17 protein-coding genes, 2 tRNA genes and 1 other RNA gene are annotated in these 18,855 nt (G+C 40.1%); 5 read left to right on the top strand and 15 right to left on the bottom strand.

Translation table 11 applies throughout. The features are described 5' to 3' along the window. Positions 1–183 precede the first annotated feature (183 nt). Together RFX69_RS13065 and RFX69_RS13060 are read left to right on the top strand one after the other, a co-directional pair. Positions 184–1,809: an NAD+ synthase gene (locus RFX69_RS13065; protein ID WP_000834616.1), complete on the top strand. Its 1,626-nt coding sequence runs from the start codon at positions 184–186 to the stop codon at positions 1,807–1,809. Next, positions 1,802–2,830, top strand: a complete 1,029-nt coding sequence (locus RFX69_RS13060) for a hypothetical protein (protein WP_289332893.1) — start codon at positions 1,802–1,804, stop codon at positions 2,828–2,830. Before RFX69_RS13065 ends, RFX69_RS13060 begins: the two co-directional genes overlap by 8 nt. Before the next feature lie 43 nt (positions 2,831–2,873). Here RFX69_RS13060 and RFX69_RS13055 read toward each other — a convergent pair. The 7 genes from RFX69_RS13055 to RFX69_RS13025 form a co-directional block, all read right to left on the bottom strand. Continuing rightward, a tRNA-Met gene (locus tag RFX69_RS13055) sits at positions 2,874–2,950 on the bottom strand. A 157-nt stretch (positions 2,951–3,107) separates the two neighbouring features. Further along, positions 3,108–4,064 (bottom strand): carnitine monooxygenase, reductase subunit CntB, encoded by a 957-nt coding sequence (gene cntB, locus RFX69_RS13050; RefSeq protein WP_000146424.1) that lies wholly within the window; start codon positions 4,062–4,064, stop codon positions 3,108–3,110. A gap of 47 nt (positions 4,065–4,111) precedes the next feature. Continuing rightward, positions 4,112–5,563 carry an NAD-dependent succinate-semialdehyde dehydrogenase gene (locus RFX69_RS13045; RefSeq protein WP_000096957.1) on the bottom strand — a complete coding sequence of 484 codons (1,452 nt, stop codon included), beginning with the start codon at positions 5,561–5,563 and terminating at the stop codon, positions 4,112–4,114. Positions 5,564–5,627: 64 nt separating this feature from the next. Next, a complete protein-coding gene (gene cntA / locus RFX69_RS13040; protein WP_309169474.1) occupies positions 5,628–6,743 on the bottom strand; it encodes a carnitine monooxygenase subunit alpha in 1,116 nt (371 codons plus the stop codon). Between the two features lie 42 nt (positions 6,744–6,785). Beyond that, positions 6,786–7,760, bottom strand: coding sequence for an alpha/beta hydrolase (locus tag RFX69_RS13035; protein WP_289332892.1), 975 nt, complete (start codon positions 7,758–7,760; stop codon positions 6,786–6,788). Positions 7,761–7,771: 11 nt separating this feature from the next. Continuing rightward, positions 7,772–9,424, bottom strand: coding sequence for a BCCT family carnitine transporter (locus tag RFX69_RS13030; RefSeq protein ID WP_002041792.1), 1,653 nt, complete (start codon positions 9,422–9,424; stop codon positions 7,772–7,774). Between the two features lie 20 nt (positions 9,425–9,444). Further along, positions 9,445–10,557, bottom strand: coding sequence for a tartrate dehydrogenase (locus RFX69_RS13025; RefSeq protein ID WP_001129656.1), 1,113 nt, complete (start codon positions 10,555–10,557; stop codon positions 9,445–9,447). A 103-nt stretch (positions 10,558–10,660) separates the two neighbouring features. On the opposite strand from RFX69_RS13025, the gene RFX69_RS13020 reads away from it, so the two are divergent. After that, on the top strand, positions 10,661–11,641 hold the full coding sequence (locus RFX69_RS13020) for a LysR family transcriptional regulator (protein WP_001061609.1): 981 nt from the start codon (positions 10,661–10,663) through the stop codon (positions 11,639–11,641). A gap of 52 nt (positions 11,642–11,693) precedes the next feature. Here RFX69_RS13020 and RFX69_RS13015 read toward each other — a convergent pair whose 3' ends face one another. The 5 genes from RFX69_RS13015 to coaD form a co-directional block, all read right to left on the bottom strand. Further along, complete coding sequence (locus tag RFX69_RS13015; protein ID WP_289332891.1) at positions 11,694–12,878, bottom strand: porin; 1,185 nt, start codon at positions 12,876–12,878, stop codon at positions 11,694–11,696. Between the two features lie 149 nt (positions 12,879–13,027). After that, positions 13,028–13,104 (bottom strand) — tRNA-Met (locus RFX69_RS13010). Positions 13,105–13,168: 64 nt separating this feature from the next. Further along, positions 13,169–13,523, bottom strand: an RNA gene (rnpB, locus tag RFX69_RS13005) — RNase P RNA component class A. Between the two features lie 27 nt (positions 13,524–13,550). Continuing rightward, positions 13,551–13,814 carry a YfhL family 4Fe-4S dicluster ferredoxin gene (locus RFX69_RS13000; protein WP_001979799.1) on the bottom strand — a complete coding sequence of 88 codons (264 nt, stop codon included), beginning with the start codon at positions 13,812–13,814 and terminating at the stop codon, positions 13,551–13,553. A 1-nt stretch (position 13,815) separates the two neighbouring features. Beyond that, the gene (coaD, locus tag RFX69_RS12995) at positions 13,816–14,307 is read right to left on the bottom strand and encodes a pantetheine-phosphate adenylyltransferase (protein WP_000047853.1); all 492 of its coding nucleotides are present in this window, start codon (positions 14,305–14,307) and stop codon (positions 13,816–13,818) included. A gap of 135 nt (positions 14,308–14,442) precedes the next feature. Here coaD and smpB point away from each other — a divergent pair, with 135 nt between their 5' ends. Further along, complete coding sequence (gene smpB, locus RFX69_RS12990; RefSeq protein ID WP_001029798.1) at positions 14,443–14,919, top strand: SsrA-binding protein SmpB; 477 nt, start codon at positions 14,443–14,445, stop codon at positions 14,917–14,919. 41 nt (positions 14,920–14,960) lie between these two features. Here smpB and RFX69_RS12985 read toward each other — a convergent pair whose 3' ends face one another. The 3 genes from RFX69_RS12985 to rluD all read right to left on the bottom strand — a co-directional run bounded on the left by RFX69_RS12985 (position 14,961) and on the right by rluD (position 17,533). After that, entirely contained in the window at positions 14,961–15,512 is a 552-nt protein-coding gene (locus RFX69_RS12985; protein ID WP_000056378.1) for a flavodoxin family protein, read from the bottom strand. Positions 15,513–15,732: 220 nt separating this feature from the next. Then, positions 15,733–16,470, bottom strand: coding sequence for a peptidoglycan editing factor PgeF (gene pgeF / locus RFX69_RS12980; protein WP_000397514.1), 738 nt, complete (start codon positions 16,468–16,470; stop codon positions 15,733–15,735). Positions 16,471–16,480: 10 nt separating this feature from the next. Continuing rightward, entirely contained in the window at positions 16,481–17,533 is a 1,053-nt protein-coding gene (rluD, locus tag RFX69_RS12975; protein WP_000199621.1) for a 23S rRNA pseudouridine(1911/1915/1917) synthase RluD, read from the bottom strand. Positions 17,534–17,604: 71 nt separating this feature from the next. Here rluD and RFX69_RS12970 point away from each other — a divergent pair, with 71 nt between their 5' ends. Then, a complete protein-coding gene (locus RFX69_RS12970) occupies positions 17,605–18,762 on the top strand; it encodes an outer membrane protein assembly factor BamD (protein WP_000056815.1) in 1,158 nt (385 codons plus the stop codon). Positions 18,763–18,855 lie beyond the last annotated feature (93 nt).

The following is an 18,855-nucleotide window of genomic DNA, read 5'->3' as shown; positions in this document are numbered from 1 at the left end:
TATACAGAAAATCTCGTTATTTTTACGCAGAAAATATGTGATTGGTATATATTATTGATCTTGACATTTTTGTTTACTATTTTACGTGTTTATTATCGTGCTATACACATCGTTGAAAAATTATATCCATAAAAATCAACACTATGTGTATTTATATTCGTTATGATCTAGGATTAGGTTTGAATGAAAAGTTTTAAAGTTGCCCTTGCTCAGTTTTCTCCGCATATTGGCAATATTGACTCAAACACCCAAAAGATGATTGAGCAAGCAAATCAGGCGAAAAAACAAGACGCTGACCTGATTATTTTTCCTGAGCTTTCTGTGATTGGTTATCCAGCTGAAGACTTATTGTTACGTCCAAATTTAAATAAGCGGATGCAAAAGGCTTTTGCTCAACTTAGTGAAGTTAAAGATATTGTGATGGTTTTCGGCTTCGTAAACCAGACAGAAGATGGCCAACGTTATAATTCAGCTGCTGTCATGAAAGACGGTCAGGTTTTAGGTGTCTTCAATAAACATAACTTGCCAAACTATGGCGTTTTTGATGAAAAACGTTATTTCCAAAAAGGCCATCAGCACTTGGTGTTTGAGTATTTAGGCCATAAGTTCGGTGTACTCATTTGTGAAGATATCTGGTCAATCAATACAGTAAAACAATTAAGCCAATTAAATGTTGATACTGTACTTGTGCTTAATTCATCGCCATATGAAGTGGGTAAACCACAGCATCGTAAACAGACATTAAGTGAGCTTGCAAAGCAGCTTCATTTAAATATTGTTTATGTTAACCAAGTTGGTGGACAAGATGATTTAATTTTTGATGGCACAAGTTTTGTCAGCAATCAAAATGGTGAAATTGCTTTACAAGCACCTAGCTTTAAAGAAGATCTCTATATTGCTGAATTTGACCGCGATACAAAATTATATAAAGTTGTCGAGTCTGCTCCTGCATTAGAAACTTTTGCAGAGATCTATCAAGGCCTAGTCATGGCAACACGTGACTATGTAGAACGCTCAGGTTTTCCTGGAGTAATTTTAGGTCTTTCTGGTGGTATTGACTCTGCCCTTACGCTTGCTATCGCAGTTGATGCAATCGGTGCAGAGAGAGTTCAAGCTGTGATGATGCCATATACTTACACTTCTCAAATTAGTGTAGAAGATGCAGCGGAACAAGCTCGCCGTATGGGCGTGACTTTCGGTATTGCCGAAATTCATTCAATCGTAAATAGCTTCATGCAAACTTTGTATCCGTTCTTTGGTAATTCACCAGCCGATGCGACTGAAGAAAATTTACAAGCGCGCGCTCGTGGCACATTGCTTATGGGCTTATCTAACAAGTTTGGTAATTTAGTTCTTTCTACAGGTAATAAATCTGAACTTTCAGTTGGCTATTGCACACTTTACGGTGACATGGTGGGTGGCTTTGCTGTTCTCAAAGATGTTTATAAAACAATCGTGTTTGAATTAGCAAAATACCGTAATAGCTTAAGTGAAACTCCGGTTATTCCTGAGCGTGTAATTACTCGCCCACCTTCAGCAGAACTGCGTCCAGATCAAAAAGACCAAGACTCTTTACCAGCGTATGATGTATTGGATGCTATCCTTTATGCATACATTGAGGAAGATTTAGGTCAGGCAGACATTATTGCCAAAGGTTTTGATAAAGAAGTTGTTGAAAAAGTCATCCGTCTAGTTGATCGTAATGAATATAAACGTCGTCAAGGTGCGATTGGCCCGAGAATTACTTCTCGTGCATTTAGTCGCGAACGACGTTATCCGATTGTCAACGGCTGGACAGCGAATGACTGAGCAGAAAAACTCATCAAAAACTACAGCACTTGCTCAAGCACTTTTGCTTGAGCAGGTGGAATTTTTCAAAAAACAATTATCTATAGAAAACTCACCTATTTATTTCCGGCAATTTATTCAGCTTTTTATGCAACATGCCGATGAAATTAAACTTTATGAAGTTGTGGATTTAGAACAATTACAAGCCGTTGTGAAACGCTATGCTTTTGAAATGCAGCTTGGTGCAGGCTTGCTTGAGTTTATTGGGGAAATTGCACAGCGTATTTATTTATCTGCCATGAAATCTCCAGTTCAGCTACAAGACTTGGTATCCGATCACCAGTTTGAAATGTGGCTTTCCAAGTTTTTGGAAATGGAGCATATTCCACATTATCTCAATCAGTTTTTAAGAACTAGCCCATCTGTCCAACAACTTTGCCAATATATTGCCACTTCAACCTTAGAACAAAAATTACCTAAAGTTCTAACAGCATCTAGAGTGGATGATTACCATTTTGAATGGCAACATAAACTTAAAAAATTCTCTTTTTTACAGCAACAGCGTCTTGAGCATAAACTTGAAACGTGGATTGCCAGCTTTATTCATGAACAACTGACAGAATTAAGCCTTTTATCGGCTGAAGATTTAGAAAGCTTAGTACGTCATATTTGGGAAGATATTAGACATAAAAAAATCTATGAGTTTATGAAACAGCTCACTCCTCTCGATGTTGAGGAGTTCTTTGTTTTAATTTATGAATACTGGAAAGAATTACGACAGTCACAATTTATGCAAGGTCTTATTTTGTATGGTGTCGAAGTTTTTTATGATTTTTATAAAGATCAGAGTTTATTTGAAGTATTAAGTGCAATTGGTTTATCCGAAACTGACTTACAAACTGAAGCTTTACGTTTTTATCCAAAAGTTATGGATGCCTTTAATGAACACGGTATTTTGGAACCGTTACTTCAAGCGCTCTTAGCTCCTTTTTATCAAAGCTCAAAAACACTCAATATAATTGAAAAACATTTTAGTGAGTAAAAAATAGATAAAAAGAAACCACGCAGGAGCGTGGTTTTTAAAATGGTGGCTATGACGAGACTTGAACTTGTGACCCCCGCATTATGAGTGCGGTGCTCTAACCAACTGAGCTACATAGCCGTAAACTGTGTGCGCATTATCTATAGTTCTGTATAGCAGGTCAATACTTCAAAACTCTTTATGCCCACCAAATGAACAAATATGATTCAGATCACCATTATTTGTTCATTTTTTAGCAAATTCTTACTTTAAGCAATTGATCGGCCACAGAAATATATTAAAGATCTAATACCAATTTTTTACCTTTTGCTCTTGATACACAAATCATCATGCTCTTTTGTGAAGCTTTTTCGGCATCACTTAAGTATTGATCGAAGTGTTCTGCTTCACCTTCTAAGATAGCGGTTTCACATGTACCACAAACCCCTTCTCGGCATAGACATTCCACATCAATATTTAATGTCTCGATGGCTTGTAAAATAGTCTGGTTACTTTGTACTTCAATTTCCTGATTAGATTTGGCAAGTACCACCGTAAATGCTTCACCATCTTCAGGAACTGTTGAGGCAAATTGCTCCCAATGAATGTACTCATCGCGGTAACGGTGCTTGTTACAACAATCAATCACCGCATCAATCATAGGTTTAGGTCCACATACATATACATGTGTGCCTTTTGGTTGCGATGAAATTAATTCGTCTAAATTAAGCATGCTGCCTTCTGAATCGACATAACTAAATACGTGCTCTGCATGTTTCTGTGTTAGCTCATCAAGTAAAGCTGCATGTTCAGGTGAACGGTAAGCATAGTGCAGCTCATACTCTGCTCCACGTGCTGCCAGCTCATCCATTTGAGGTAAGAATGGTGTAATACCAATACCACCAGCTATCAAGATATGTTTATTGCCTGTTTCAGCTAATGGAAATAAATTTTTTGGTTCTGAAATCTGGATTTCACAGCCTTCATTGCACTGATCATGCATGAAAACTGATCCACCCTTACCTTCCACATCCTTACGAACGCAGACTTGGTAAGTTGATAAATCTTGCGTACAGCTCATCAATGAGTAGGCATTGGAAAGTTGTTCATTCATTTTGACAATAATATGGCTTCCCCCACTAAATCGAGGAAAGTTCTGCCCATCTTGACGTTTGAACGTAAACCGTTTGATTAAAGGGGTTAGCTGTTCCACACGAGTAACAACCGCTGGGAACATTTCATAATGACTCGCCATATTAGAATCCTTCTTTTACCGCATATTTTTGTTGTTAGGGCTTATCCTTAAAGCCCTAAACACATGTATTTAATGGTCATGAATTCTTCAAGACCATATTTTGAGCCTTCACGCCCAACACCTGATTGTTTCACACCGCCAAATGGTACAACTTCATTTGAAATTGCAGTGGCATTCATACCGACCATTCCATATTCAAGCTGTTCTGACACTCGCCATAAACGTGAAATATTTTCGCTATAAACATACGCTGCCAAACCGAAGATAGTGTCATTTGCTTGAGCAACCACATCTGCTTCATCTGTAAAGCGAATGAGCGGCGCAACTGGACCAAAAATTTCTTCTTGGACAATTTCCATTGTACGGTCAACGTTAGTTAAAACTGATGGTTCGTAAAAGGTTTGTCCTAAAGCATGCTGCTTACCACCACAGGCAATCTTAGCGCCTTTGCTCACTGCATCATCAATTAACTGCTGTGCTTTCAAAACTGCTTTTTCATTAATTAATGGGCCAATTTGTACGCCATCTTCAAGTCCATTACCGACTTTAAACTTTTGTACTTCTTGTACAAACTTCTCGGCAAAAGCTTGATAAATATTGTCATGTACATAAATGCGGTTAGCACAAACACAGGTCTGGCCTGCATTACGGAACTTGGCAAAAATCGCGCCTTGTACAGCTTTATCTAAATCGGCATCATCAAACACAATCAGAGGAGCATTTCCACCCAACTCAAGCGCCAATTTTTTAATGGTGCTTGAACACTGCTGCATCAATAAACGGCCCACTGGCGTTGAACCAGTAAAAGTTAACTTCTTCACTTTTTCATGTGAAGTAAATACCGAGCCAATTTCTTGAGATTTACCAGTAACAACATTAATCACACCAGCTGGAATACCTGCTTTTTCTGCAAGCTTTGCAATCGCTAATGCACAGTAAGGTGTTTCATTGGCTGGCTTAATCACGACCGTACAACCCGCTGCTAGAGCTGGCGCTGCTTTACGGGTAATCATGGCAATTGGGAAATTCCACGGCGTAATCGCAGCCACCACACCCACAGGTTCTTTACTGATAATAAAGCGCTGCTGGTTATTTACGGTTGGAATCACATCACCATAAATACGCTTGCCTTCTTCGGCAAACCATTGAATAAATGATGCAGCATAGCGAACCTCGCCTTTTGCTTCTGCTAAAGGCTTGCCTTGCTCAATGGTCATGATTAAAGCAAGTTCATCGGTATGATCGAGAACCAGTTTATGCCAAGCCAATAAGATATCAGCACGGTTTTGTGCCGTTAAAGCTTTCCAACTTTGTAAAGCCGTATAGGCAGCTTCAACTGCTTGGGTTGCCTCCGCTGCTCCCATATTAGGAATTGTGCCAATTTCTTCGCCTGTAGCTGGGTTACTCACCGGAACCGTGGCATTTGACTGTGCAGCTAGCCATTGCCCATTAATATAGGCTTGTTGCTGAAATAGTTCAGTACTTTGTAAACTCGACATATCGTCTTCCTAACTGAAAAATCAGGTGTAAGTCATGTTTACACCTGAATAAATCCCTTTGTTTTTATTGATGGTACTGCGCCACAAGATGTTGGAAGTAAGCAATACCATGTTCACTGATACCAGAACGTTGCTTGTCAGTCATGATACGGCCTTGACCACGATAACCACGTGATTTCAATCCACGTTGTACGCTCTCTACCAAGTTCAAATCTTCTGGGCGGAATACATTGCGATACCACTCAATCAAATCTTTTTGATCTTGAGTCAGTTCTTCGTTCGTAAAGTAAATATCGTAATGCTGCAAAGTTGTTTCTGCATCAACAGGGAATTCATAGATAACTGTCATGAAGTTGCTGCCTGGTGGCACGTTGAACATAGTACAAGGCCAAGTCCAGAAACCATGAAACTCAGGATATGTTACTGATGGATCAAGTTTGAATGACTTCTCAGATGAACGTGCAAAACCATATTGCAATGTCCAGTTTTGATGTGTTGTATGCCAGTATTTATCGACTTGTACAGAGTCAGCAAAGCCTGGATGTGCAGGTCCACAGTGGTAGCATTCCATGTAGTTATCAACAATCACTTTCCAGTTTGCTGGTGTTTCTGTCACAAAGCGTGCTGCCAATTTTAAATCTTTAATCACACCACATGCTTGATTTAAACGTTCAGCAAAGCCCGGCAGCTGGTCTTCTACGCAAGTCGCATTTTCATCCATATTAATAAATACGAAACCTGCATATTCTTCGACTTTTAAAGGCACCATGCTTGAGTTTTCTTTATCGAAAGATTCAACATGGTCACAGTTACGTGCCAAAGCTAAGCTACCGTCTAGCTTAAACGTCCATGCATGATATGGGCAGGTAATTACATTTTTTGCTTTACCACTACCGCTTAAAAGTTCATGACCACGGTGCGGGCACACATTATAAAATGCGCGTAGAACACTATCTTTACCACGAATGATGACAATATTTTCACCAATCACTTTACGGGTAATATAGTCATTTGGCTGAGCCAACTCACTACCATGTGCAACGCAGATCCAGCTTTTAGCAAAGATTGCCTCTTTCTCGTGCTCGAAAACTTGAGATGAAGTATAGAAAACTTTAGGGAAAGTCCATGCAACATCTGGGTTTGCGCAAAAATCTTCAGGTAATTTTTCAACTGCACTCATGTTTTTACTCCATTAAATTCTTTTCGTCCAAATGACTCGATATTACATTGATGTCTTTTCGGCACTGCTCAACATGCGACGTATTGCACTTAGCATGTTTTGATATAAATGTTGAACTTCCGGACAGTCACGCATCAGACGTAGACTGCCATGTAATAAACCTTTACCTAAATGAAACTCGTTAGGGATGCCTGCTTGTTCCAGTTTTTGGGTAAAGAGATAACCGTCATCACTTAAAGGGTCATATTCAGCAACGGCTACAAAACTTGTAGGCATATCTGAAAAATCAGTTGCCAATAAAGGGGCTAGACGTAAATCCTGCCAATCTTGTGAGTCCGGAGCATATTCCTTTAAATAAAAATGCATATCTTCTGTCGTTAACAACGGCGCATGGGCGTGCTTTTGTGCGGATGGGGTATCAAATGCTGTCGTTAAACATGGATAAACCAATGCCAGCCCTTGAGCTTGTAAACCACTATGTTGTAGTTCCACTGCAAGGGCAGCTGCTAAATTACCGCCCGCGCTATCGCCTGCTAGAACGATATTTTCACTATCGATTTGCCAAGCTGAACCATGTTGTTTAAGCCATTGATAAACTGCTAAACAATCTTCAAAAGCTGCCGGAAAGCGATGCTCTGGTGCCAAGCGGTAATCCACACTAATAACAACCGCATTTAAGTCCTTACACAAATAACTGGTAATAAACTCATGTGAATCGAGTCCACCCACCATCCAACCACCACCATGTAGATACAACACACATGGCCAACCAGACTCAGGTCGATTTGTTTTTGGTAAATACACACGAACAGGCACAGGATGCTCTTCATTTGCAATCACTTGATCTTCTACATCTAACTTGTCATCACGTGGCAAAGTGTAGTGTCGGCACATGGCATCATATGCCGCACGGACTGAGTCAATATCTGCATCTGCTGGTGAATAAATGCTGCTCCAATACACAAGGCTTTGCATTTCTTCACTTAAGGCATAAGTAGCCTGTTCATATGTCGTCATTACCGTTCCCTCTAGCTGGTTTTTCTATCCAGTTTGATTGAGCTTGCAAGCTCAAGCTGCATCCGTTTTGCATGTTCATCTTGAGTCTGGTTTAAACCAATTTCCTGCTCATCATAACCTTGTTGCTCAATTAAATGTGATGGGACTTTGGCATAATCCTGTATGAGCCATTTCACTAAGCCATAGGTCTGAATCAGAATAATCACGATGAATGGTAAAGCCGTCACAATAGTTGCCGTTTTCATGGTGTCTAATGGTGCTTTACTAAAGATCATGGCAATTGGAACCAAAGTCAGCATGACACACCAGAACAGACGTGCATTTGGCGATGGGTCTTGCCCTTCACTTAAACCGCGTGTACATGTTGCTGAAACTGCATACCCAACTGCATCCATATGCGCTGCCAAGAACACCACCATAATGCCGAGGAAAATCCACATCATGAGTTTTCCGGCAGGTAATAGGCTAAGCAATTGACCAATCGCAACCTCACCACCTTGTTGGCTCAAGATTTGCGGTACATTTACAGCCCCATGAATAAAGCTATAAACACTATAGTTTTCAAACACACCAAAGATGAACCAAAGACCGACACTACCACCAATCACCATGGCAAAGATCACTTCTTTAATAGTACGGCCTTTAGAAACACGCGTTACAAAGAGTGCCACACCCGGTGCATATGAAATCCACCATAACCAGTAGAAAACAGTCCATTCACGGGTAAACTTGCCGTCACCCATTGGATCGGTAAACAAGCTCATATCGACAAAGTTAGTTGCCATTAATCCGAAACTCATTAATGAATTATTCAAAATGAATTGAGTCGGACCAAAGCAAAGTACATAAATTGCAAATAACACTACACCCAAGCACACCATATGGCTTAAACGCTGCATGCCCTTGTCCATACCTACATATGAACTGAGTGCGAACAGAACTGAAACTGCCAAAATAATGATGACCTTGGTCATAAAGGTATTTGGAATACCTGTGAGCTGAGACAAAATATTGGTAAATGTCACGGCAGTGAGTACCAATGAAATCGTCAATGCACCGAACATGCAAAGCAAGAACATTAAGTCGACTAAACGACCAACCACGCCGGTTGATTTAAAGCCTGTCACAGCCTCAATCACTGAAGCTAAACTTAATCCCTTGTTTTTTCTCACATGATAGCTGTAGCACAAAGAAATTGATGCCAAAGCATAAATTGCCCATGCACTTAAACCTGAGTGAAAAAATGAATAAGCCACGCTATATTTCAATGCTTCTGCTGACTCAGGCGGTAAGCTCAAACCCGGGGTTTGATAATAGTAGGCCCAGTCCAAAAAGCCCCAGTACAATGTAGAAGACCCAATACCCGACAAGATGAACATAAAAATCCATGACATTGTGCTGTATTGAGGTTTTCCTTCTCCAAGCTTAATTTTTCCGTATTTACTAAAGGCAAGACCAAAAGTAAAAATAATGGCTAAAAAAGCAAACAGTAATACTGGGGTTGTAAATACCGATGTCGTCCACTGCATCCATGTTGCAGCAATCTTTATCGATTCTTGCGAATAAATCGCCAAACCAGCAACTGAAATAAATACAAACAGTAGGCTGGTTACGGCAAGAAATTTATCCGTATAAATTTTTGTGTTTTGATTATCCATATCCATACATCCATTTTTGGATGGCGTTATTCCATAGCGAATACGTCCATTTTAGTTTGGGCTACACATGATGCAATTGCATCTCCTACCTCATAAGTCTTTGCCTGACCGCCGATATCGGCTGTTTTTGGGCCATTAATTAATACATTCTCAATCGCCTGCATAATATCTTGACCCGCTTGGATACAGCGCTCGTCTTCTTCACCAAAGAATTCGAACATCATGGCACCCGACCAAATCGCAGCGATTGGGTTGGCAATTTGTTTACCGTAAATATCTGGTGCTGAACCATGGACAGGTTCAAACAGTGATGGAAATTTTCTTTCTGGGTTTAAATTTGCCGATGCCGCTAAACCAATGGTTCCCGTACATGCAGGACCTAAATCGGAAAGAATATCGCCAAATAAATTCGATGCCACAACCACATCAAAACGTTCAGGTTGTAAAACAAAACGAGCCGCTAAAATATCAACATGCTGTTTATCAGCTTGAATTTGTGGATACTGTTTTGCCATCGCATCAACGCGCTCATCCCAGTACGGCATGCTCACTGCAATACCATTTGACTTGGTCGCTGCGGTAATTTTTTTCGCATCTCGCTGATTTGCAAACTCAAATGCATAACGCAAAATTCGATCTACGCCATGACGTGTAAATACGGCTTCTTGTAAAACAAACTCGCGGTCTGTTCCTTCAAAAGCTTTACCGCCAATCGCTGAGTATTCACCTTCACTATTTTCACGAACCACGTAGAAATCGATATCGCCCGGTTTTTTACCTACCAATGGACATTTCACACCCGGCATTAAGCGCACTGGACGTAAATTCACATATTGGTCAAAACCACGACGGAACTGGAGCAGCGAACCCCAAAGCGAAATATGGTCAGGCACTTTATCTGGCCAGCCTACAGCACCAAAATAAATTGCATCGTAGCCCTGCAAAGTTTCAAACCAGTCATCTGGCATCATTTTGCCGTGCTCAAGATAGTAATCGCAGCTTGCCCAATCGAAAGCATCTAACTGAAGATCAATGCCGTACTTCTCTGCTGCTGCCTTTACAACCTTAATACCTTCGGGTAGAACTTCTAAACCAATGCCATCGCCTGCAATCGTGGCAACTTTATATCTTTTTGCCATAAGCTTCCTTCACACCTTCGACTAATATCCTTGTATGGCTTAAAAATGATGTTTTAAGCAAAAATGATCAACAACAGAACTATCACTCCAATGGACACGGATCGTGAATAATCTACCTAACCTATCGGATTTAAAGGTTTTTTGCACAGTCGCCAAACTAAAAAGTTTTGTCGAATCTGCTGAGGAACTCGGGACATCGCCAGCTTTTATTAGCAAGCGAATTAATATTTTAGAAAACACGTTGAGCTGCAAACTTTTTCACCGCAGTACACGTCACGTTAGCCTGACAGAAGATGGCAAACTCATACTTGAGAGAGTTTCAAATATTCTTGAAGAATTTGATGAAGTCTGCGAACTGGTCAATAACCCGCTCAGTACACCTACGGGTCGTATGGATATTATTAGTAGCTTTGGTTTTGGCAGAAAACATGTCGCACCAATTTTGTCTAAATTAATGATGCTGTATCCAAAACTACAGATTCATTTTGATACCATCGACAATACCAAAGACCTGATTCAACACAGTATTGATTTAGACATTAGAATTGGTAATGAAATTGCACCCAATATGATTGCGAAGAAGCTGGCTTCTAATTTTCGTATTTTGTGCGCGTCACCGAGTTATTTACTTAAACACGGCGTACCGGACAGTATTGAAGATTTACAAACACATGACTGTTTAACAATTAGTGAACGCGACCAATCCTCGGTTTTATGGAAATTTAGGCATGCTTCCGAAGATGTCTCAGTGCATATCAAACCCCGCTTTGTTTCAAATAACGGCGAAATTATTCATCAACTTGCCATAGAAGGTCACGGTATTATTTTCCGTTCGATTTGGGATGTTGCAGATGAATTGATTACCGGCCAACTTCAGCATATTTTGCCTGAGTACTGGCAAGATGCAGATGTCTGGGCAGTTTATCCATCACGACTCAAAAGCTCCTCCAAACTGCAAACCTGTATTTTGTTTATTCAAAATGAATTGCTCAATCGTTTACAGCATGTGCAAAACCTAAGCCGTGGTCAACTCATTTCACCAGCGGTCAAACGAGAACCACCGCCTGAAAAAGTCTTTCTATAAAAAAAGCCCTAAGTGGGCCTGTTCACTTAGGGCAATAGTTTACTTTTAACTTTTAGAAATAATATCCAATTGAAAGATAAAACAGTTTATCCCAATCATTACTGCTACCTTGTGCAAGGCCATTCGCCCCACCACCTACCATTGGATCGTTTTTACTCATAATATATTCACCCTGAATACCAATGGCTTTGTAATTAAAATAAACGCCTGCAATTAAACGCTCAGAGTCTTTATATCCATCCTCATCTTTGAAAAAGCGGCTATGAGAGATATAGGGCTTAATATTTTCAAGTTTGTGGAATGGCTGAGCAAAGGTATAGTTAATTTCATTGACCAGATATTTGCCTTTGTTAGCAACTTGATACGGGTAATCAAATGCTCCAATGGTTGAGCTATTTGGCAATAAATTATCGCCATTAGTGACATCTTGCTTACCTGCTAAGAACATCCATTGCCATGCTTGATATTGCGTTTGAGCAAATACATTCCATGATTTGCGATGTCCATCTTCATCTGTTCTTTTATTTTCTAAATCAGAATACCAAACTGAACCACCTAACTCGGTTGAAAGTTTTTGAGCTTTATCAAGTTCAAATTTTCTAGAGGCCCGCGCAATCCACATATTTTTTTCTTCAATATTGGTTCCTGTAGTTAAATCATCAGCTTCAACGAAATTACCACTATATCGGCTTGAGTCTTTTGATGTCCCCTTATAATTTCCTCCATCAGTTGGATAGAATCCTAAGGTTAAATTGTATTTGTCATCTGCAAATTTATATTTAATCCCCAGATTATCGATATCTTCTAAACCAACAGTATTTAAAAGCGTTTCGTAATAACTACTTCCCCAAAATTCACCAAAGCCAAAATCAACAGGCTGCAAACCTGCCGTGACTCTTTGTTGGTCAGATAACTTATACCCTACCCAAGCTTTTTTTAGAAAAATCGCATCACACAAGCGATCATATTGATAACAGCGAGCATCTGCTCCTGCAATCCAGTTTGGGTTTTCATAACCTAACACTAATTTAATATCAGTAAGTCGCCAGTCATCATTTTGGGAACCTTCATTGGCCCCGACCACATAATCTTTATGAAAATAGCGAGAACGTACTGCACCAGATACTTTAAATTGACCCGAATCTAAAGTTGGATCACCCCAACTCAAATCAGCTGCAGAGACTTGTGTTCCAGCAGTTAAACTTAGAATTCCTAAAAATAATAATGACCTTTTCATGTCTTCAACATCCTTGTTAAGTGTTATAAGAACATGAAGAAATTGGCTTAGACAAACAATGCCAGAAGTATGAAGTCGGTCTTTACAAACTGTGTTTAATCAAAAAAACAAGCATAAAAAAAGACCACGCAGGAGCGTGGTCTGTAAAATGGTGGCTATGACGAGACTTGAACTTGTGACCCCCGCATTATGAGTGCGGTGCTCTAACCAACTGAGCTACATAGCCGTAAACTGTGCGCGCATTATCTTAGCTTCTTAACCGCGCGTCAAGAAAAATTTTCAATAAAATGAGGTGAAGTGAGCCTATAAGCCGGGTTCTGTCGAGGATGGTCATTCCTCTAGGCGTACAATCACTCATACGCTCAAGCGACCTACCCGAATCCAGTACGGGCCGCACCTAGGATTCCTATTTGGTCTTGCTTCTGGTGGGGTTTGCCATGCCGTGAACTGTTACCAGACACGCGGTGCGCTCTTACCGCACCCTTTCACCCTTACCTCACGAATGAGGCGGTCTACTCTCTGCTGCACTTTCCGTCGGCTTTCACCGCCCAGGCGTTACCTGGCACCCTGCCCTATGAAGCCCGGACTTTCCTCTCCTGCTTCAGTCACGGAGACCTCCACAGCAGCGACCATCCGGCTCACTTCGAGGGCGCATATTAACAAATTTATTGACTAATTGCTTGTGCTTTTTTGAGCAATTAATCTTTTATATTTGTCGAGTAACTGTTCTTCCGTTTCCTCATGCTGCGGATCTTTTGGAATACAGTCTACTGGACAAAATAATTGGCACTGTGGCTGGTCATGGTGACCAACGCACTCTGTACATAAATCCGGATTGATTTCATAAATCACTTCGCCCATAAAGATCGCTTCATTAGGGCAAACTGGTTCACAAACATCGCAGTTTATGCATTCATCAGTGATATATAACGACACGTTACCAACCTTGTTGATGTTTACGTTCAAAGGCTTCAACCACAGCTTGCGGAACAAACTTGGTTACATCTCCTTTTAAACGAGCAATTTCTCGAATTAATGTCGAAGAAATAAAAGAATACTGTTCAGAAGGTGTTAAAAACACCGCCTCAAAATGTGGATCAAGCTGACGGTTCATATTGGCCAGTTGAAATTCATATTCAAAGTCAGAAACTGCTCTTAAACCACGAAGTACTGCTGTGGCCTTTTGTTCTTTAAAAAAGTTAACCAACAAACCATCAAAACCTACAAACTCAACATTTGATAGATGGCCTAATGATGATTGCGCCAGTGCAACTCTTTCTTCTAAGCTGAACAAAGGGTTTTTATGATGTCCAATTGCAATCGCTACTACAACTTCATCAAACATTCTTGATGCTCTAGTAACTAAATCAACGTGCCCATTCGTGATAGGGTCAAATGTTCCAGGATAAATTACACGCGTTTTAGACATCCGCTAGTACTCTAATTGTATTGTGCGCCTATTTTAGCAAAAGTTATACATGAGACGAAATATTGATATGTGGGAAAAAACTTCACCTTGGCATCAGTTTACGGCACAATAGGGACAATTGTGGAAGTTTGAATTATGGCGAAAGCAACAGTAGTAAAGAAACATAATGGCGGAACCATCGCACAAAACAAACGTGCCCGTCATGATTATTTTATCGAAGAAAAATTTGAAGCTGGCATGTCTTTACTAGGCTGGGAAGTAAAGTCTTTACGTGCCGGTCGTATGAGTTTGACAGAAAGTTATGTCATTTTTAAAAATGGTGAAGCATTCTTATTTGGTGCTCAGATTCAACCACTCCTTTCTGCATCTACACATATTGTGCCGGAAGCTACACGTACACGAAAATTATTATTATCTCGTCGTGAACTTGAAAAGCTTATGGGTGCGGTGAACCAAAAAGGTTATTCTTGCGTTCCATTAGCATGTTACTGGAAAGGTCATCTGGTTAAGCTTGAAATTGCACTCGTGAAAGGTAAACAACTTCACGATAAACGTGCGACTGAAAAAGAACGTGACTGGCAACGTGATAAAGCACGTATATTTCATAAGTAATAGACTAAAAAGCCTCTTTATAGAGGCTTTTTTATTTTTCACTAATTTAATCTATATAAAAGCCCAGCAATATATTCACCAAACCATTTAGCCGTATCTAAATCACCTTGCGGCGGTGTAATTTCAACAGGTGCATTATCTGATTGAGTCATCAACCCTAAACAGCTCGATAAACGGTTTAAATCGGTTTCAGTATGGCCTGTTGTCATTAAAGGTAAACCTGACCACAACATGCCGTGCTGCATCGCAAAAATATTAAGTTGTTGCAGAACCGCCAGTTTATCACCACTTAAACCGCCCGAATTTGCAAAACCCGCTGCTAACTTACCCTGCCATAAACGATTTTTCCAACGTTTAGATGTACTATCCATAAACTTTTTAAAATCGGCAGTTACGCTTCCCATATAAGTTGGGGAACCAAAAATAATGCCCTGTGAGGCATCTAAAACATCCCAATCAATATGCTCAATATTCATCACATGTACTTTGACGCCCATCACTTCGGCGCCACTTGCGATAGCAGACGCTACCTTTGCAGTGTGACCATAGGGACTGTGATAGACAATAGAGAGATGTTTTTCAGGCAAAGACATAAGCTTAATATTTTGAGCGATTTTTTCTATTTTATCATTTTATTAAAACTTGCTAAACCTTCCTCTATAAACATGAAATCTCAGTACTGGCCTTAATTTCTTGAATAAATATGGAAAATTCAAAATAAAAAACTCTCTTATGCTATTTTGAAATTTAAACAACATAAGAGAGTATTATTACAACAATCATATCCTTAAGAAGAAATATGATTTTTCAAAACTACATAAAAACAAAAGTTGCCATACGACCAGTTTTAGCATCACGGCGATAAGAAAAATATTCATCTTGCTGTTGGTATGAACACTGATCTCCCCCTAAAACTTTTTCAACTCCTAGGCTCTGTAAGATAAAACGAGCAATTGCATACAAATCAGCATGAAATTTATTTGGAGCTGCCCCATCAATAAATGCAGTTTCCAATTCAGGATATTTACTACAAAAAGCAGTTTTTACCTCTGCTCCAATTTCAAAGCAAGGTTGACTAATCGCTGCACCCAACCATGCCCATGTTGGAGGGCTCTGCATTGCAGCAACTGTATTTTCAATAATACCTCCCGCTAAACCTCGCCACCCTGCATGTAAGTTAGCAATTTCTGTACCTTCAGCATTACCAAGCACGACAGGTAAACAATCGGCTGTCATCATCATTAAAGCATGACCTTTGGTTTGCGTAATCAAGCCGTCGCCAATTAAAGCTGTAAAAGGAATTTGTTCATTTACTGTATGGCAAATCGTGCTATGTGTTTGGGTCATCCATGTCATTTTTTTAACCCCAAACTGAGCAAATTCATCTAACAGCATCATCCGATGCTGCTGGACACGCTGAGCTTCGTCTTTAACGTGCAAAGCAAGATTAAAACCTGTTAGCTCTGTTTGCTCTGCTGGTAATGCCAAAGGGTGATGAACTCGTGTCTGCCCTACGAATACGCCTTGAGGTAAACCTTGAACAAATTCCATATACCAGTCCTTAATATGCAGCGTTTTCTGTACGTAAAACATTAACCAACTGCGTAAAATCTTCAGGCCATGGTGCTTCGAATAACATTTCTTCACCAGTACGAGGATGTTTTAAGCCCAATTTAGCTGCATGAAGTGCTTGGCGTTTAAAACCGCGTAAAGTTTCGATGAGTAACTCAGATGCCCCTGCCGGAATACGTACACGGTTCATATAAACTTGGTCACCGACCAAACCATGTCCAATATAACTAAAGTGAACGCGAATCTGGTGGGTACGGCCAGTCTCAAGTTGCGCTTGTACACGAGTAAAGTCTCTAAAACGCTCTTTCACGTTATAGTGCGTTACAGCATCACGCCCACCCGGCAAAATTGCCATTTTTACACGGTCAACCGGATGTCTTTTAATCGGCTCATCGATTGTGCCACCTGCAATAATATTGCCATAAGTGACTAAGTCATAAATACGATAAACAGATTTATCTCCCAATTGTTTACTCAAAGAAAATTGTGCTTCGAGATTTTTAGCAACAACTAGTAAACCACTGGTATCTTTATCAATACGATGTACTAGACCAGCACGTGAAAGCTCGGCTGACTTAGGTGAATGGTAAAGCAAAGCATTGACCAAAGTACCCGAGGTATTACCTGCGCCCGGATGAACCACCATACCTACCGGTTTATTAATGACTAAAATATCTTCATCTTCGTAAACAATATCGAGTGGAATATTTTCTGGTTGACTGTTGGTCTGTGCTTCAAGCTCAACATTTAAAGTTAGCGTTTCATTGCCTTCGCAGCGATATTTAGGTTTGACAATGTTACCATTTACCAACAGATGACCTTCTTTCATCCATTGTTTAAGTTTTTCGCGTGAAAACTCACTCCACACCATGGCTGCCACTTGGTCGATACGTTGCCCTAAGTAGCTTTCATCTAACTGAACTTGCAACGATAAACGTGTTGCAGTTGTATCAGAAGTATGGTTATCTGCATCCTCAGAATCTTCTAGTAAATTGAAGTCTGTTTCAGAGAAGTTTGTGTTTGAAGATTGTGCTGAAGTCATTTGATCATTTAGATAAAAGTGGTTTAATAGCGCAATTGTAGCTCATTGCCCAACATAACAGAGGAGTTTTTATGTCGCTACCACGTTATAAAATTACGATGCTTGCCTTATCTTTAGGTGTAGCGTCTGCATTTGTGGGCTGTAGCAGCAATCCAAGTAAAAAAGAAGTGGTCGATACTGGCCCTCAATCAAGTGAACAAGCATATTTTGACAAGGCTCAAAAAGCTCTTGATCGTGGTCAATATCTTGACGCTACCAAATCTTTAGAAGCGATTGATACTTATTATCCAACTGGACAATACGCACAACAAGCACAACTTGAACTTCTCTATTCAAAATTTAAGCAAAAAGATTATGAAGGTGCGATTGCACTCGCAGAACGTTTTATTCGTTTAAATCCTCAGCATCCAAATGTAGATTATGCTTACTACGTACGTGGCGTATCTAATATGGAGATGAACTACGATAGCTTGTTGCGTTACACCTCTTTGCAACAATCTCACCGTGATGTGAGTTATTTAAAAGTTGCATATCAAAACTTTGTTGATCTTATCCGTCGCTTCCCAAGTAGCCAGTATTCTGTCGATGCAGCACAGCGTATGAAGTTTATTGGACAAGAGCTTGCTGAAAGTGAAATGAATGCAGCGCGTTTTAACGTTAAACGTAAAGCGTGGATTGCCGCGGCTGAACGTTCACAATGGGTGATTGAACACTATCCACAAACACCTCAAGTACCAGAAGCTTTAGCAACTTTGGCATATAGCTATGATCAATTAGGTGATAAGGCAACTTCGCAACAATACATCGAAGTTTTAAAACTTAATTATCCGAGCCTTGTCAATAAAAACGGCACTGTCAACATGCGTGCTGCACGTAAAGAAGGTAACTGGATCAACCGTGCAACCTTAGGTATTCTTGGTCGTGAATCTAAGTCTGTAACACCAGATACGACTACTTCTTCTGAAGCTGAACCAAAACGTAGTCTACTAAACCGCGTAAGCTTTGGTTTAATTGGTAACTCGGGTAAAGAAGAAACTGAAGAAACAACTAACACACCTGTTGAAGCACCAAAAAGTGAACGTAGTTGGACTAATCGCTTAAGCTTCGGTTTATTAGATAAACCTGAGCCAAAAGCAGCAGAAGGCGCAACAATTGTACCAGCAACATCTTCGAGTGAAGCACCGAGTGCCTCACCAGCAGATAACGAAGCAGATGACGCTGCTCAATAAGCAATAAAAGCTTAAAAATAACCAACAGACAGGCAAGTAATATCACTTGCCTATTTGTTTTTATAAAATATTAAAATATTTATCGGGCATATC

This window comes from Acinetobacter sp. 148, from assembly GCF_031196675.1.
GTDB classification, from domain to species: domain Bacteria; phylum Pseudomonadota; class Gammaproteobacteria; order Pseudomonadales; family Moraxellaceae; genus Acinetobacter; species Acinetobacter baumannii.
Note: the sequence above shows the minus strand (reverse complement) of the source record. Positions and strands in the feature narration are given on the sequence as shown.

Bases quoted from the DNA above. Each gene is read 5' to 3' on its own strand.
- RFX69_RS12985 (WP_000056378.1), bottom strand. From the start codon at position 15,512: ATGTCTTTGCCTGAAAAACATCTCTCTATTGTCTATCACAGTCCCTAT.
- coaD (WP_000047853.1), bottom strand. From the start codon at position 14,307: ATGTCTAAAACGCGTGTAATTTATCCTGGAACATTTGACCCTATCACG.
- RFX69_RS13015 (WP_289332891.1), bottom strand. From the start codon at position 12,878: ATGAAAAGGTCATTATTATTTTTAGGAATTCTAAGTTTAACTGCTGGA.
- RFX69_RS13025 (WP_001129656.1), bottom strand. From the start codon at position 10,557: ATGGCAAAAAGATATAAAGTTGCCACGATTGCAGGCGATGGCATTGGT.
- RFX69_RS13065 (WP_000834616.1), top strand. From the start codon at position 184: ATGAAAAGTTTTAAAGTTGCCCTTGCTCAGTTTTCTCCGCATATTGGC.
- pgeF (WP_000397514.1), bottom strand. From the start codon at position 16,470: ATGGAATTTGTTCAAGGTTTACCTCAAGGCGTATTCGTAGGGCAGACA.
- cntA (WP_309169474.1), bottom strand. From the start codon at position 6,743: ATGAGTGCAGTTGAAAAATTACCTGAAGATTTTTGCGCAAACCCAGAT.
- RFX69_RS13045 (WP_000096957.1), bottom strand. From the start codon at position 5,563: ATGTCGAGTTTACAAAGTACTGAACTATTTCAGCAACAAGCCTATATT.
- smpB (WP_001029798.1), top strand. From the start codon at position 14,443: ATGGCGAAAGCAACAGTAGTAAAGAAACATAATGGCGGAACCATCGCA.
- cntB (WP_000146424.1), bottom strand. From the start codon at position 4,064: ATGGCGAGTCATTATGAAATGTTCCCAGCGGTTGTTACTCGTGTGGAA.
- rluD (WP_000199621.1), bottom strand. From the start codon at position 17,533: ATGACTTCAGCACAATCTTCAAACACAAACTTCTCTGAAACAGACTTC.
- RFX69_RS13030 (WP_002041792.1), bottom strand. From the start codon at position 9,424: ATGGATATGGATAATCAAAACACAAAAATTTATACGGATAAATTTCTT.
- RFX69_RS12970 (WP_000056815.1), top strand. From the start codon at position 17,605: ATGTCGCTACCACGTTATAAAATTACGATGCTTGCCTTATCTTTAGGT.
- RFX69_RS13060 (WP_289332893.1), top strand. From the start codon at position 1,802: ATGACTGAGCAGAAAAACTCATCAAAAACTACAGCACTTGCTCAAGCA.
- RFX69_RS13035 (WP_289332892.1), bottom strand. From the start codon at position 7,760: ATGACGACATATGAACAGGCTACTTATGCCTTAAGTGAAGAAATGCAA.